The sequence below is a fragment of the Pantoea sp. GM_Pan_3 genome (assembly GCF_026541045.1).
Taxonomy (GTDB): domain Bacteria; phylum Pseudomonadota; class Gammaproteobacteria; order Enterobacterales; family Enterobacteriaceae; genus Pantoea; species Pantoea anthophila.
Map to the genome: position 1 here is coordinate 195,604 of NZ_JALNVA010000004.1, position 14,449 is coordinate 210,052.

Here is a 14,449-nt window from a genome sequence, read left to right on the forward strand (position 1 = left end):
TTCCTGCGATAACTCATTAAAAAAAAGGCGGCCACCCAGGTGACCGCCTGACCATTACGTGACAGGGTAACGCTTAGCGCCAGCGCGCGATCGGGTTGATCAGGGTGCCGGCAAATTTCAGGTTTTCCGCCGGGTCGGTGAGGTTGATCATCTGCTGGTTATTGGCCAGCTGCAGACGGTTGAGGCAGGAGCGGGTGAACTCTGGCGCAAACATGTCATAACGCGCAAACTTCGTCGCCAGCTGCGGATGCGCCTGCTGATAATCCTTCACGCATTCCGCTACCGACTGCCAGAACTGCTCCTCAGGCAGTGTGCCTGACTGGTCGAGAATCGCGCTGATAAAGCGGAAAATGCAGTCAAAGACGTCGGTGAAGATCGACAGCAGTTTAAGCTCCTCCGGTACATCAACCGCCAGTCGCTGCACACCTTCCGGCAGCACGGCATCCGGGTTCATCACCGCGATCTCCTCGCCGATATCCTTCATATAGGCGCTGACCGGTACGTTGTTCTCCAGCAGCATAATCAGGTTTTCGCCGTGCGGCATAAACACCAGGTCATGCTGATAGAAGCAGTGCAGCAGCGGACTGAGGTAGCAGGTCAGATAGCGGTCAATCCACTGCTTCGCGGGTAAACCGGAATCGGCAATCAGCGCGGGCAGCAACGCCTGCTGATGATGATCGACGTGCAGGAACGAGGCCATGGTCATCAGACGCTGACCGGGTTGCAGGCTGGCCGCCGGATTGTCGCGCCACAGGGCGGCAAACATCTTCTTGTAAGCGGAGTCGCCTTTAATCGCCTGCTCGTAATAGCGGTTGTGATAGCCGACCGAAGCAACTTCGCGCAGGATGCGGAAATCGCACTTCTTCAGCCAGGCATCGCCTGTCACCAGCTGCTCCAGCCAGCCGTTGATGGCTGGTGTGGTCGCCATGTAGTAGGGCGACAGACCGCGCATAAAGCCCATGTTCAGTACCGAAAGCGCGGTTTTCACGTAGCGCTTTTCCGGCTGACTGCGGTTAAAGAAGGTGCGGATGGACTGCTGCGCCTGATAGGCGTCGTCGCCCGTGCCGAGCCAGACAATATCGTGATTCGCGATGTCCGCGGCGAAAACCGTCAGCAGTTTGTTCTGCCACTGCCACGGGTGCACCGGCATCAGGATATACTCCTCAACCGCCAGCCCTTTTTGCTCCAGCTGCGCATTAAACTGCTCAACGGTGTTCTGGCCCAGCTCATCACGCAGCAGCTGCTCGTAACTCAGCTCGCTCAGGCTGGCGAAATGCGCATTGCGGCGGTGGACCGCGACCCAGATAAGGTGAACCGGCGCGGCGGCTTCGGGTGCATAGGCCAGGTAGTCCTGCGCATCAAAACCGATGCGGCCGTTGTTCGCGACAAAGCAGGGATGCCCTTCGGTCATGGCCGCTTCAACGGTCTGGAAATCCGCGGAGACCAGCGCCTGACTGTCCGGATTGTGCTTCTGCAGCTTATAGACAGCGCTGCAGAGGGTGCTGCTGATCTCTTCCATGTAGGTAGCCAGCAGCGCCTGGGGAATGCCGATCTCTCCGTTGAACTCCACGATAAACTTCAGCGCATCCAGCGGCAGATCATGGCCATTCTCCTGCTTACGCAGTGAACCCGCGTCAATCTCCCAGTGATCCAGCGCCAGCCGTGCCGCGCGGAAATGGTAGCTCGCCTCGCCACCCGGCACCGCCAGCTGATAGCTGCCGTTGCCGGATTCCTGCGGCGCGATGATTTTTTCATGCGCAAACTCGGCAATCGCTTTGCGGATCAGCATGCGGTTTGCCTGCGCCCAGTTGTCGCCTGTCAGATGCGTGCCGTTCATCAGTGAAGAGGGGGTGGTCATAGTCTGCGACTCCTGCAGTAACGCGTGTTGATAATCTTCCCGCTGGCAGAAGGCCAGCCAGGCGGTTTTATGGCCCAGGTCGAGGGTATGCTGATAGCGGAAACCGGCACGCCTGTTCAGAACGTGGATCTTCTCGTTGCGCACGTCCGGCTCGACCACCACGCGGTTCACTTCGGGACGGCTGAACATATAGTCCATCACCAGCGAAAAGACCTGCCAGCTGAAGGCGCGGATCGGCTTGCTGGCCGGGGCAATCAGGATGTGCATGCCGTAGTCATCGGGCGCAGCCGGGTAAAATTTTCCAATCTCATCATCACAGGCGCGATAGCACTCAATCAGACAGATCGGCTCATCGTTGCAGCAGCCAATCAGTGCCGCTTTGGGGTCCTGTGCCGTCAGTGTCTGATAGAACGCCGCAACCTGCTCCAGGCTCTGCTGCTGCATGCCCCAGAAGCGCGCATAGTCGCGGGTGACCCAGCTGTGGATGAGCGGCGCATCGCTGGCCTGCATCGGACGGAGGGTGAACAGACCCGCGGGACGGCGGGCGCTGAACAGGATAGATGAACTCATTTCAGCGCTCCGTTTTAGCCGGGAAAGTCTGGAAGGCGATCTGACGCTCGATCGGGTAAACCTCGCGTCCGGTCAGTTCGCGCAGCAGCACCGAGTTGCGGTAGCAGGCCATCCCCAGATCCGGGGTGACAAACCCGTGGGTGTGTAGCTCGGCGTTTTGGACAAAGACCTGATTGTGATGGTCGATGCTGTAGTTGCGCTGCACGTCGTAGCGACCTTTCTCATCCCAGCGCAGACGCGCGGTGATCCCCTCCAGAAACATCGGTGGCCGATAGTGATAGCCGGTTGCCATCACCAGCCCTTCGGTGCGGCGGGTAAAGGTACAGTCCTGCTCCTCCTGATGCAGCGTCAGCTCAAATTCCCCCTCCGGCAGCCAGCGCATCGCGGTCAGGGCCGAGTGGGTGAAGAGATTGACGTTCAGATCGCCATCGAGCTGTTTAACGTACATCAGATCGTAAATGTCATTAATCAGGCTGCTGTTGATCCCCTTGTAGAGGTTCTTATGACGGGCATTGAGTTCGTCGCGGGTGCTGGCAGGCAGGGCGTGGAAGTAGTCCACCCACTCCGGCGAGGTCATCTCCAGCGTCAGCTTGGTGTACTCCAGCGGGTAAAAGCGCGGCGCACGGGTGATCCAGTTGAGCTGATAGCCAAAGCGATCGATATCGGTCAGCAGGTCATAGTAGATCTCCGCTGCACTCTGACCGCTGCCCAGCACGGTAATCGACCGCTTCTGCTGCAACGCGGCTTTGTTCGCCAGATAGTGACTGGAGTGGGTCAGGCGCTGACGATGCGGCTGGCTGCACTCCGGCATCCAGGCCACCGGGCCGGTGCCGAGAATCAGATGACGCGCCTGATAACGCTGTTTCTCGCCGCTGCGGGTCTCCCTGACCTCCAGCTGATAGAGGCCGGAGGCCTCATCGTAGCTGACATACTCGACGTGGCTGTTCCAGCGCAGATTCGACAGCTTTGAGCTGGCCCACTGGCAATACTGGTTGTACTCCTTGCGCATCAGGAAGAAGTCTTCCCGGATATAGAACGAGTAGAGTTTCCCCTTCTCCTTCATGTAATTAAGCAGGCTGTACGGGCTGGTCGGATCGGCCAGCGTCACCAGGTCAGCCATGAACGGGGTCTGCAGATGGGCACTTTCCAGCATCATGCCGGTGTGCCAGTCAAATCCCGGATTCTCATCCAGGAAAAGACCGTTCAGACCCTCAACCGGCTCACTCAGGCAGGCGAGACTCAGGTTGAAAGGGCCGATGCCGATGCCAATAAAATCGTAAACAGGACTCTTCATTTTTCACATCTCTCCCTGGTTCGCCGCGCGCAGCGCAGACGCCCGGACCTGCTCGCGGCCATAGTGCGCAATCAGGCTCAGCACATCTTTGAGGTCGGCAGGGGTCGTGGTCGGATTTAGCAGGGTAAATTTCAGGTACTGACGGCCGTCGACTTTGGTGCCGGCAATCACGGCATTTCCGGAGCGGAACAGCGCTTTGCGGATCGCGGCGTTGATTTCGTCGATCTGCGCATCACTGGCGTGTTTGCCCGGTACGTAACGGAAAATCTGGGTGGTCAGCTCCGGGGCGTGCAGCACTTCGATAGACGGGTGATCGCTCAGCAGCTGATGCGCCGTCTGCGTCAGCGCGATCAGGGTATCAAAGGCCTCACCCAGCGCCGCCGGCCCCATGACGCGCAGCGTCAGCCACATTTTCAGGGCATCAAAACGGCGGGTGGTCTGAATGCTCTTGTTGACCAGATTCGGCGTTCCTTCCTGCTGGGCGCTGAGCGGATTCAGGTAGTCGGCATGGTGGGTGACATGCTTCAGGTTCTGGCTATCCCGGACGAAGAAGGCCCCGCAGCTGACGGTCTGGAAGAAGGATTTGTGATAATCGACGGTGACGGAATCCGCCAGTTCAATGCCGTTCAGACGTGAGCGATGCTGCTCAGAGACCAGCAGCCCGCAGCCATAGGCGGCGTCAACGTGCATCCATAAACCGTAATCGTCACAGAGACGGGCGATTTCCGGCAGCGGATCGATGCTGCCAAAATCGGTGGTGCCGCTGGTGGCGACAACCGCAATCGGGATCAGCCCTTCGCTGCGGCAGCGCTCAATCTCCTGCGCCAGCAGAGCCGGGTCCATACGGAACTGCTCGTCGTGATCGATAGCGATCACCGCATCGTAACCCAGCCCCAGGATCGCCATCGATTTCTGGATGCTGAAGTGGCTGAGCTTCGACGTAAAGACGCGCCACTTCGGAGCGGTCTCCGGCAGGCCGCGCTGCTTGATCAGGTGACCGGGATGATGCGCCGCGCACCAGCTGTCACGCGCCAGCAGCATCGCCATCAGATTCGACTGGGTGCCGCCACTGGTGAAGATCCCGTCTGATCCGGCGGGCAGGCCGATGCGGCCCAGCGTCCAGTCGATCACCTTCTGCTCAATAAGGGTGCCGCCTGCGCTCTGATCCCAGGTGTCCACCGAGCTGTTCACCGCCGCCATGATCTGTTCAGCCATCAGCGAAGGCAGCACAACAGGGCAGTTGAGGTGTGCCAGATATTTCGGGTGATGGAACCAGACGGCGTCACGCAGATAGAGCTGACTCAGCTCCGCCAGAGCGTCATCGTTGTTACCCAGAGGACGGTCAAGATCGACATCGCTGAATTCCGCCGCCAGTTCATGAGGCAGGATGCCGCTGAACGGCTTCTCAACACCGGTGACGGTGCGGGTCATCAGCGCCAGCACCTCCTGCGTCTGCTGCGACCAGGCAGCCAGTTGCCGATCGTTGAAAATCGCCGTTTCGGCCGTGCAGGCAGTGGAGGCCGGTTCGAAGTCCTGTGCCGATTGAATAGATGAGCGTAAAAGCATGTTCAGTTCCTGTGCGTTAAAACCATAACCCTGCCGACCTGAATCAGCAGCGTGGGATATCCGCTCAAAACTCCAGTAAACATAAAAATGACTAACCAGATAAAAGCCCTGACAATCCTGGGGACCAGGGTTTTCATCCTGAAACAGGTAAATACCGCATATTTTTTGTGGATTAGGCCGCGTTTATCGCGTTGTTATATGCGGATGAGAGTGTAAATGTTAATCATTATCATTCAAATGTTTTGTTGTTAAATTTTATTTATTAGCGCATCTAATGTTGAAAGTGTGACTCAGATCACTTTTCTGAATCGGAATAGTCCTTTTTTTGCGGCTTTCAGGGCCAGCAAAATGCAGTGAAACAGGCAAAATAGCGCCTTGAGGCGGAGCAGAAGTTAACGGAGAGGGGATGAAAAAGAGCGTCTGACGGGTCTGAGAAGGGCGGCACTCACCTGAAAAGAAACAACCAGAAAGTCACGCCTGCCCTTTCTGGTTGGGATCAAAAATGGAAACTAACCTGCATCGGTTTCGGCAGGCATTTTCTTTCTGGCGGTGAAGTTATAGAGCACTAACAGAGCGAAAATACCGGTAACGATCAGGGTAATGGTGCCCTTATCCATAAAGTGAGCCATGTTGCCCAGCAGAATGCCTGTGACGCCGAAGTCGGTGTCCGAGAAGGTGGTGTTGGTCAGCCCAATCTGTCCCAGCACGGGCAGCAGCGCCACCGGCAGGAAGGTGATTAACAGGCCATGTGCAAAGGCACCGCAAATCGCCCCGCGTTTGCCGCCGGTCGCATTACCAAACACCCCCGCGGTGGCACCGCAGAAGAAGTGAGGAACCACACCCGGCAGAATCAAAACCCAGTGCAGCTGGCCGAGGACAAACAGCCCCACCAGACCGCCGGCAAAGCTGGAGATGAAGCCAACCAGAACCGCGTTCGGGGCATAGGGGAAGACAATCGGGCAATCCAGCGCCGGGCGGGCTTCCGGCACCAGTTTTTCTGAAAAGCCGGTAAAGGCCGGAACAATTTCAGCCAGGATTAAGCGAACCCCCTGCAGAATGATAAAGACGCCTGCGGCAAAGGTAATGGCCTGAATAAACGAGTAAACGAGGTAGTTCTGACCATTGCTGAAGGTGGATTCCACATAGGCTTTACCGGCCGAGATCGACAGGATTAAGTAGATAATCATCATCGTCAGCGAGATGGAGATGGTACTGTCGCGCAAAAAACTCAGGTTTTTTGGCATGTTCATCTCTTCGGTCGAGCGCGAGCCTTTGCCTACCAGAGAGCCGATCCAGCCCGACAGGACATAACCGATGGTGCCGGTATGCGCCAGCGCCACCTGGTCACCGCCAATGATCTTCCGCATATAGGGCTGAGCGATCGCCGGAAACGTGGCCATCAGCATCCCCAGTGCCAGCGAACCGGTATAGATGAGCTGAATGCCTTCAAAACCCGCGACCGACAATATGATCGCGATCATGCAGGCCATATAAAAGGTCACATGCCCTGACAGGTAAATATATTTAAGCCGGGTGAACCTGGCGACGAGGATATTGGCGACCATACCAAAGGCCATAATCATCGTGGTCGGCGCACCATATTTTGCCAGTGCGATAGAGACCATCGCCTCATTATTCGGGATAATGCCCTGAACATTGAACGCATGTTTAAAAATGTCGCCAAGCGGCGTCAGGGAACCGACCAGAACGGTCGCGCCACCGGCCAGCACCAGGAAGCCCAGAATCGTTTTTACCGTGCCCTTAATCACATCCGGGAAGGGTTTCTTCTGCGCAACCAGGCCGAAAAATGCCACCAGTCCGACTAATATAGAGGGCACTTTCAGCACGTCGACGACGAACTGCAAAAGATTTTGAGTAAACATATTAACCTCAAGGGTAAGTGTTTATCGGCTTATAACTGTCCGTTTTTCTCAAAATAGTCTCGTATTTTTTGCTCAATCTCTTTCAGGTCAATAATGTTATTGATGATGATGATTTTCTCTTCCGGAAGATTGGCGCTGTAGGCAATATCTTTTGCCATCACAAAAATATCCGCCACGTCGGGCGTTACCGAGCCGAGATCGGAATGTTCAACCTCAGCCTCCACCCCTAATGTCTTCAGCACTTTTTTGATGTTCATTTCCATCATGAAACTGCTGCCCAGACCTGAACCACACACTGCCATCATCTTCATATCCGACCTCATTCTCTGGTGATCAAAATTAACGTGTTAACGGGTAAATCAGACGCCTGACAAAATTGCCAGCAGCGCTTCATGGCTGTCTGCATTAAAAACCTGCGCCATGATGTTCTCATCGGAGAGGACTTCCGCCAGCTGGGAAATCATTTCGATATGGCTGTTACTGTCCGGTGCGGCAAACATAAAAAGGACTTTCACCGGATCGTTCTCTTCAGAATCAAATTTCACCGCCGTTCCCAGCAGCAGCACCGACAGCCCCAGTCCGAGCGCGCCCTGTTCAGGACGAGCGTGAGGCATGGCAATCTGCGGAGCGATAACAAAAAAGGGGCCGATCGCCTTCTTTTGCTGGATGATGGCATCAATGTAAGCCTGTGAGATCACGCCTTCGCTGAGCAGAGGACGCCCCGCCAGCACAATCGCTTCCTGCCAGTCAGCCACGCGCTCCACGTACTGAATTCGCTCGCTATTCAACCAATCCGCCAGATGTGACATCGCTGTAATCCTGTCTCTCGTTGCGCGTTCAAAGTTAACGCCACGCAGATGCCGTTTGCGCGTCGCCGCGCTCTTCGGCATGGCTGCGTTTGTTAACTCTCCCTGAACCTGTACAGACACTTTCCGGAGATTCGCCCTGATGACTTCCCGCAGTGAGGGGGCCAGCCGGTGGATGAGTGACCCGGCAACACATCTGTACAGGTTAAAGATGTCTAGTCATCCTGATGATGTCCTTCGACGTGTAGGGACACAACCGCTAAAATTAAAATATGGCTACACAGGCTTAACATCTGTGCCAATTTGATAGGTTGGTCACATATTCACCTGACCGGAGTAGTACTTCTCCGGCAATGTCAGGCAGAAAGGGAGTGGCACGGATACAGGGAGTCTCTCCTTCACGCAAATGGGAAGAACGTCGATGGCTGATGGCATGACTGAAAAGCAGAAAGAGGTGGTCGATTACATCCTCACGCGGATTAAAGATGACGGCCTTCAACCCGGTGAAAAGCTGGATACGGAAATAGCCATCGCAAAGTGCCTCGGTATTACCCGCACAACGGTGCGTGAAGCGACCCGAATTCTGGTGGAGCAGCAGCGTATTTATCGGGTGAAGGGATCGGGGATATTTGTGGGTGCGACGGAGATCAGTAGCCAGGCTCACCGATATCACGTGCTTTCCCCGTTTGATTATCAGGCGCAGAGAAACGGGCACAAAGGCGTCCGTAAAATTATCTCTGCCAGCATTATCCGGGTGCCATCGGCAGAGATGGCGCAGGCGCTGCGAATTAAAACCAGCGATCCGATCTATAAAATATTACGACTGATGTGCTTCGATGAGACGCCGGTGGCGCTGGAACATATCCATCTGCCGGTGAATATGTTTAACAGCATGGAGTTCAGCAAACTGGAAGTGTCGAAATATGCCTATATCGAGGAAGTGACCGGAAAAAAAGTGCAGCTGCGCGACCAGCATTTAACGGCCATTAACCTGACGCAGGCTGAGACGCTGGCATTACTGAAATTAGGGGCAGGGGATGCGGTTATCCAGATTAATGAGACGGTTTTTCTCGATGATGGCGTTCCCTGCGAGGTTAATGTGGCGATTATCAATACCCGCTTTTTTCCACTGAAGCAGAACTCTCAGCGCCCCTGAATAAAACCGGCAATTCAGCGCTTCACATAAGACGATTTTGTGCAATCCTTTGCCACTCTGCACGTTTTATTCATTCTGAACCCGCCCTGATGAGGCGATAACAGGCCCGGCCTCGGGGCTTTCGTCGCTTATTTGCCTTTTATTTCGCCGCGCCCCGCCAATATGACGAATTCAATAAAGCATAAAACAATATGATGTTTTACCAATAATCGCCTGCGCAGCACACTGGTCAGCAACCGGAATCAATAAGGACCAGGTGAATGGCATATCAATTAAGTCTGTTAGACAAAGCGCCCATTCTGCAGGGCGAGACGCCTGCGGCGGCGCTTCAGCGCACGCTGCAACTGGCGCAGCGGGCAGAGGCGTGGGGCTATCACCGCTTCTGGCTGGCGGAACATCACAACACTGCACAGCTTGCCAGCCCTTCACCGGAGCTTCTGATCGCCTGGATCATTGCGCAGACCCGCCATATCCGGGTCGGGTCGGGCGGCGTGATGTTGCAGCACTACAGCCCCTATAAAGTGGCCGAAAACTTCAACCTGCTCGCCTCGCTGGCGCCGGGGCGCATCGATCTCGGCGTCGGGAAAGCGCCAGGCGGATTACCGCTCTCCACCCAGGCGCTGCAGCGGGGTGTTGATGCCGCCAGCAAAGGCAGCTTTGCCGAACAGCTTCAGCTGCTGGATAGCTGGCTGAAACCGGATCAGCAGAAACCGGATGAAGAGGGGCTGGCGGCGACGCCTCTGCCTGCGCGTCCGGCTAGCCGTTTTCTGCTGGGGGCCAGCGAAGAGAGCGCGCGGCTGGCTGCCTCGCTGGGCTGGCAGTTTGTCTTTGCAGCGCATCTGAATGGTGACCGCGCGTTGCTTGAGCATGCGCTGAGTACCTACACCCGCCTGAGTCACGGTCAGCGCGCGCTGGTTGCGGTTCAGGTGGTGGTGGCTGACTCGCCCGCTGAAGCTGACCTGCTGGTTGCCTCTCTGCGCCACTATCATGTGGCGGTAAAAGGGGGCCCGGGTGTCAACGTCGCCAGCCTGGAGCAGGCGGAGCGCTTCGTGCGTCAGGGAGGCTATCGCGACTATAAGATTGAACCTCGCACCCCGTCACTGCTGAAAGGCACGGCGGCGCAGGTGCATGCTCAGCTGGACGCCCTGCATCATCACTTTGCTATCGACGAGTTCGTCATCGATACGCCCGTTACCGATCCGGTTGCCCGCCAGCGCTCGCTGGAACTGCTGGCCACCCACCATCTGATTGCGGCCTGATCCCCAGCCAGCGGAGAGTCATCATGTACCCTGAATCACAACTGATTGAATGGCGACGCGAACTGCATACCTGGCCGGAGCTGTCCGGACAGGAGTTTGCGACGACCGCACGGCTGCGCGGCTGGCTGCAGGCCGCAGGCATCCGGCTGCGCGATTACCCGCTGGAAACCGGTGTGGTTGCTGAAATCGGCCAGGGTGAAACGGTGATTGCTCTGCGCGCCGACATTGACGCGCTGCCGATCCATGAGGCGAGCGGGGTGCGTTTTCACTCCCGTCATCCCGGCGTGATGCACGCCTGCGGTCACGACCTGCACAGCGCGGTGATGCTGGGCGCGGCCCTGCAGCTTCAGGCTCAGGCCGACACCCTGCCCGGACGGGTGCGCATCCTGTTTCAGCCCGCCGAGGAGATTGCGCGTGGTGCCCGGCAGTTCATCGGGGCGGGCGTGCTGGATGAGGTGCAGGCTATCTTTGGGATGCACAACGAACCTTCGCTACCGCTTGGTACGTTTGCCACCCGCAGCGGCGCGTTCTACGCCAATGCCGACAAATTCATCATCCGCGTGACCGGCAAAGGTGCCCATGCCGCCTACCCGGAGCAGGGCGTCGACAGCATCGTGACGGCCAGCCAGATTATTCAGGCACTGCAGGGGCTCACCAGCCGCAGTTTTAACGCCTTCGACAGCCTGGTGCTCAGCATCACCCGCATCGACGGCGGCAAAAGCTGGAATGTGTTGCCGGGCGGGGTGGAATTTGGCGGCACGGCGCGTACGCACGATCTGCAGGTGCGCGCCGACCTGGAGCAGCGGGTGCGTACCCTGGTTGAGCAGTTTGCCGCGGCCAATGGCGCGCAGGCGACCCTGACCTGGCAGCCTGGCCCGCCGGTGCTGATCAACGATCCCCACTGGGCAGGATTCTGCAGCGATGTGGCCCGCCAGGCGGGTTACCGGGTGCAGACCGCCGAACTGCATCTGCTGGGTGAAGACTTTGCTTTTTATCTGCAGCAGGTGCCCGGCGCCTTTGTCAGCATCGGCAGCGCCAGCGAGTTTGGCCTGCATCACGCCAGCTTTACCCCCGACGAGGCGCTGATTGCGCCCGCCGCTGACTACTTCGCTCAACTGGCCCGCCAGGCGCTGCAACATCTCAGTGCGCGATGTCAGGCATCCCTTCCACTCTGAATAGCATTTATCTGCTGCCGTAACCGCACGACGGTGCTGAACAGCGTCGTCAGGCACCGCGACGACTAAAAAAGAGAGAACATCATGACCACAAGACAACTTCGGCTGGGCACCATTCTGCATGGCGCCTCTGGCAACATGTCCGCCTGGCGCCATCCGGCGGCCCAGGCCGATGCCAGCATCAGCCTGGATTACGCCAAAAAAATCGCCCGTAAGGCGGAGCAGGGCAAACTCGATTTTCTGTTTGTCGCCGACGGGTTGTTTATCAACGAGAAATCGATTCCCCACTTTCTCAACCGCTTTGAGCCGCTGACGCTGCTCTCGGCGCTGGCCGGTGTCACGGAGCACCTGGGGCTGGTCGGCACTGTCTCCACCTCCTACAGCGAGCCGTTCACCGTGGCGCGTCAGTTCGCCAGCCTCGACCATCTCAGCGGCGGGCGCGCAGGCTGGAACGTGGTGACGTCACCGCTGGAAGGATCGGCAAAAAACTTCTCCCGCCAGCAGCATCCGGAACATGCGCTGCGCTACCGCATTGCCGATGAGTATCTGCAGGTGGTGAAAGGGCTGTGGGATTCGTGGGAGCAGGATGCGTTTGTGCGGGACAAGGCGAGCGGGCAGTTTTTCGATCCGGCGAAGCTGCACACCCTGGATCATCACGGTGACTTCTTCCAGGTGCAGGGGCCGCTGAATATCGGCCGTACGCCGCAGGGGCGTCCGATTATCTTCCAGGCGGGCGCATCCGCAGACGGCAAAAAGCTGGCGGCGCGCCATGCCGACGCCATCTTCACCCATCAGCCGACGCGCGAAGAGGCGCAGGCCTTCTATCAGGATGTGAAGCAGCAACTGGTGGCCAATGGCCGTCAGCCGGAAGATCTGCACATCTTTCAGGGTGTCAGCGTGATTGTGGGCGATAACGCCGATGACGTCGAACAGCAGTACCAGACCACTGCGGCACTGGTTTCGGTGACTGATGCGCTGAACTACCTCGGCCGCTTCTTTGACCATCACGACTTTTCGCAGTACCCGCTGGATCAGCCGTTCCCCGATATCGGCGACATCGGACAGAACAGCTTCCGCAGCACCACCGACGAGATCAAACGCAAAGCGAAAGAGCAGGGTCACACTCTGCGTCAGGCGGCACTGGAAGCGGCCACCCCGCGCCCCCTGTTTCACGGCACGCCTGAAGAGGTGGCGGATGGCCTGCAGCTCTGGTTTGAAACCCACGCCACTGACGGCTTCATCATCAATGGCGGCACGCCTGACACCTTTGAACGCTTTGTCGATCGGGTGGTGCCGATTCTGCAGGCTCGCGGCCTGACGCGCCGTGACTATCCGGGCACCACCCTGCGCGACAGCTTCGCCCTGAAATCCCCCGTTAATCAGTTCACCTCACAATAAGAGTCCGGATCATGCAAAAACCCTTACGTCTCATTGCTCTGCTTATGCTGGCCGCCAGCAGCCACGCTCTGGCAGAGGGCACCAGCGTCTCCTACAACGGCCAGCGTGTCAGCGTGGAAGCCAATAAAGCGCCGATCAACACCGCGAAAAATGCGGAGGCCATCGCGCAGCTGCCCACCGGTCACCATTTTGTGGTGCCGGGCGCGTTTACCGTGGCGGTGGCCGCGCTTAACTCTCCGCCGCTTACGGTCTTTTCTGACGACAACAAAACCCTGCTCGGCAGCGAGGTGGATATCGCCCGGCTGGTCGCCGACAGCCTGGGACTGAAGCTGAATGTTGTCCCGACCTCCTGGGAGGACTGGCCGCTCGGCGTCGCCTCGGGCAAGTATGACGCGGCGATCTCGAACATCACCGTGACGAAGCCACGTAAAGAGAAGTTCGACTTCGCGACCTATCGCAAAGACTCGCTGGGCTTTTATGTCCGGACCGGCAGCCCGATTCAGTCGCTGACCAAAGCGGAGGAGATTGCCGGGCTGCGGATCATCGTGGGTTCCGGTACCAATCAGGAGGCGATCCTGCTGGCGTGGGATAAAGAGAATCAGGCCAAGGGCCTGAAACCCTTTACGCCGATCTATGCCAAAGATGATGCCGCGCAGACGCTGGCGCTCCAGTCGGGTCGGGCAGACGCCTATTTCGGGCCGAATGTGATCGGGGCCTGGAAGGCGGCTCTGACCGGGAAAACCCGGCTGGTGGGGAGTGTGGATGGGGGCTGGCCAAAAGCGGCTCACATTGCGGTGACGGTGAAAAAAGGCAGCGGTCTGGCCGAACCGATCAGCACGGCGCTGAATGGCGTGATCGGCAATGGCGACTATCAGAAGGTGCTTAACCGCTGGGGCGAAGGCGTTGAACAGATTGGTCATTCTGAAGTTAATCCCGCCGGACTGGGCGATTAAGGAGCTGAAATGAGTGAATTAACGTTTCGCGAGGTGTCGCCCGAGGCGCCAGAGCTGCAACCGATCCTGGGCGGCCTGTTCGGTGAATATGCCGCTCGCTATGGCGACTATTTTGCCCGGCTTAAGGAGCAGGAGCTGACAGAGTGGTATCTGCCGCCGCAGGGGCTGTTTATTGTCTTGGAGCGCGACGGCGAGATCATCGCGATGGGCGCCTACAAACCTTATGACCTGCAGACCGCCGAGCTGAAGCGCATCTGGACCCGCAGCGATCTGCGCCGTCAGGGTCTGGCGCTGGTGGTCCTGCAGGAGCTGGAGCGTCGGGCCCTGCAGGCGGGCTATCAGCGGCTGTTTCTCACCACCGGCTTCCGTCAGCCCGAGGCCGTCCGGCTCTACACCGGTCACGGTTATCAGCCTCAGTTCGATCTCAGCGGCGATCTGGAGCGGTACGGTCAGCCGCCCCACGACGGGCGACTGCGTTTTATTAAAGTGATTGGCGTGTATAACGTCGCGGAAGCGAGTTAAGGATCGACG

12 protein-coding genes are annotated in these 14,449 nt (G+C 57.7%); 6 read left to right on the forward strand and 6 right to left on the reverse strand.

The window, feature by feature from the left end:
• Positions 1–73: 73 nt before the first annotated feature.
• The 6 genes from OXR04_RS13635 to OXR04_RS13660 all read right to left on the reverse strand — a co-directional run bounded on the left by OXR04_RS13635 (position 74) and on the right by OXR04_RS13660 (position 7,980).
• Positions 74–2,428 carry a GNAT family N-acetyltransferase gene (locus OXR04_RS13635; protein WP_267370896.1) on the reverse strand — a complete coding sequence of 785 codons (2,355 nt, stop codon included), beginning with the start codon at positions 2,426–2,428 and terminating at the stop codon, positions 74–76.
• Between the two features lies 1 nt (position 2,429).
• A complete protein-coding gene (locus tag OXR04_RS13640; RefSeq protein ID WP_046102688.1) occupies positions 2,430–3,722 on the reverse strand; it encodes a lysine N(6)-hydroxylase/L-ornithine N(5)-oxygenase family protein in 1,293 nt (430 codons plus the stop codon).
• 3 nt (positions 3,723–3,725) lie between these two features.
• A complete protein-coding gene (locus OXR04_RS13645; RefSeq protein ID WP_267370901.1) occupies positions 3,726–5,288 on the reverse strand; it encodes an aspartate aminotransferase family protein in 1,563 nt (520 codons plus the stop codon).
• 509 nt (positions 5,289–5,797) lie between these two features.
• Complete coding sequence (locus tag OXR04_RS13650; protein ID WP_009092932.1) at positions 5,798–7,171, reverse strand: PTS ascorbate transporter subunit IIC; 1,374 nt, start codon at positions 7,169–7,171, stop codon at positions 5,798–5,800.
• Between the two features lie 29 nt (positions 7,172–7,200).
• On the reverse strand, positions 7,201–7,482 hold the full coding sequence (locus tag OXR04_RS13655) for a PTS sugar transporter subunit IIB (RefSeq protein ID WP_009092933.1): 282 nt from the start codon (positions 7,480–7,482) through the stop codon (positions 7,201–7,203).
• Between the two features lie 48 nt (positions 7,483–7,530).
• Positions 7,531–7,980, reverse strand: a complete 450-nt coding sequence (locus tag OXR04_RS13660) for a PTS sugar transporter subunit IIA (RefSeq protein ID WP_046102686.1) — start codon at positions 7,978–7,980, stop codon at positions 7,531–7,533.
• Between the two features lie 418 nt (positions 7,981–8,398).
• Here OXR04_RS13660 and OXR04_RS13665 point away from each other — a divergent pair, with 418 nt between their 5' ends.
• The 6 genes from OXR04_RS13665 (at position 8,399) to OXR04_RS13690 (ending at position 14,440) form a co-directional block, all read left to right on the forward strand.
• Positions 8,399–9,133 (forward strand): GntR family transcriptional regulator, encoded by a 735-nt coding sequence (locus OXR04_RS13665; protein ID WP_009092935.1) that lies wholly within the window; start codon positions 8,399–8,401, stop codon positions 9,131–9,133.
• Positions 9,134–9,393: 260 nt separating this feature from the next.
• Entirely contained in the window at positions 9,394–10,392 is a 999-nt protein-coding gene (locus OXR04_RS13670; RefSeq protein WP_267370907.1) for an MsnO8 family LLM class oxidoreductase, read from the forward strand.
• A 23-nt stretch (positions 10,393–10,415) separates the two neighbouring features.
• Entirely contained in the window at positions 10,416–11,567 is a 1,152-nt protein-coding gene (locus tag OXR04_RS13675) for an amidohydrolase (RefSeq protein ID WP_058958195.1), read from the forward strand.
• A gap of 84 nt (positions 11,568–11,651) precedes the next feature.
• Positions 11,652–12,965: an LLM class flavin-dependent oxidoreductase gene (locus tag OXR04_RS13680; protein ID WP_111208743.1), complete on the forward strand. Its 1,314-nt coding sequence runs from the start codon at positions 11,652–11,654 to the stop codon at positions 12,963–12,965.
• Positions 12,966–12,976: 11 nt separating this feature from the next.
• The gene (locus OXR04_RS13685; RefSeq protein WP_046102682.1) at positions 12,977–13,918 is read left to right on the forward strand and encodes an ABC transporter substrate-binding protein; all 942 of its coding nucleotides are present in this window, start codon (positions 12,977–12,979) and stop codon (positions 13,916–13,918) included.
• Between the two features lie 9 nt (positions 13,919–13,927).
• The gene (locus OXR04_RS13690) at positions 13,928–14,440 is read left to right on the forward strand and encodes a GNAT family N-acetyltransferase (RefSeq protein ID WP_009092941.1); all 513 of its coding nucleotides are present in this window, start codon (positions 13,928–13,930) and stop codon (positions 14,438–14,440) included.
• Positions 14,441–14,449 lie beyond the last annotated feature (9 nt).

Bases quoted from the DNA above. Each gene is read 5' to 3' on its own strand.
- OXR04_RS13635 (WP_267370896.1), bottom strand. From the start codon at position 2,428: ATGAGTTCATCTATCCTGTTCAGCGCCCGCCGTCCCGCGGGTCTGTTC.
- OXR04_RS13640 (WP_046102688.1), bottom strand. From the start codon at position 3,722: ATGAAGAGTCCTGTTTACGATTTTATTGGCATCGGCATCGGCCCTTTC.
- OXR04_RS13645 (WP_267370901.1), bottom strand. From the start codon at position 5,288: ATGCTTTTACGCTCATCTATTCAATCGGCACAGGACTTCGAACCGGCC.
- OXR04_RS13650 (WP_009092932.1), bottom strand. From the start codon at position 7,171: ATGTTTACTCAAAATCTTTTGCAGTTCGTCGTCGACGTGCTGAAAGTG.
- OXR04_RS13655 (WP_009092933.1), bottom strand. From the start codon at position 7,482: ATGAAGATGATGGCAGTGTGTGGTTCAGGTCTGGGCAGCAGTTTCATG.
- OXR04_RS13660 (WP_046102686.1), bottom strand. From the start codon at position 7,980: ATGTCACATCTGGCGGATTGGTTGAATAGCGAGCGAATTCAGTACGTG.
- OXR04_RS13665 (WP_009092935.1), top strand. From the start codon at position 8,399: ATGGCTGATGGCATGACTGAAAAGCAGAAAGAGGTGGTCGATTACATC.
- OXR04_RS13670 (WP_267370907.1), top strand. From the start codon at position 9,394: ATGGCATATCAATTAAGTCTGTTAGACAAAGCGCCCATTCTGCAGGGC.
- OXR04_RS13675 (WP_058958195.1), top strand. From the start codon at position 10,416: ATGTACCCTGAATCACAACTGATTGAATGGCGACGCGAACTGCATACC.
- OXR04_RS13680 (WP_111208743.1), top strand. From the start codon at position 11,652: ATGACCACAAGACAACTTCGGCTGGGCACCATTCTGCATGGCGCCTCT.
- OXR04_RS13685 (WP_046102682.1), top strand. From the start codon at position 12,977: ATGCAAAAACCCTTACGTCTCATTGCTCTGCTTATGCTGGCCGCCAGC.
- OXR04_RS13690 (WP_009092941.1), top strand. From the start codon at position 13,928: ATGAGTGAATTAACGTTTCGCGAGGTGTCGCCCGAGGCGCCAGAGCTG.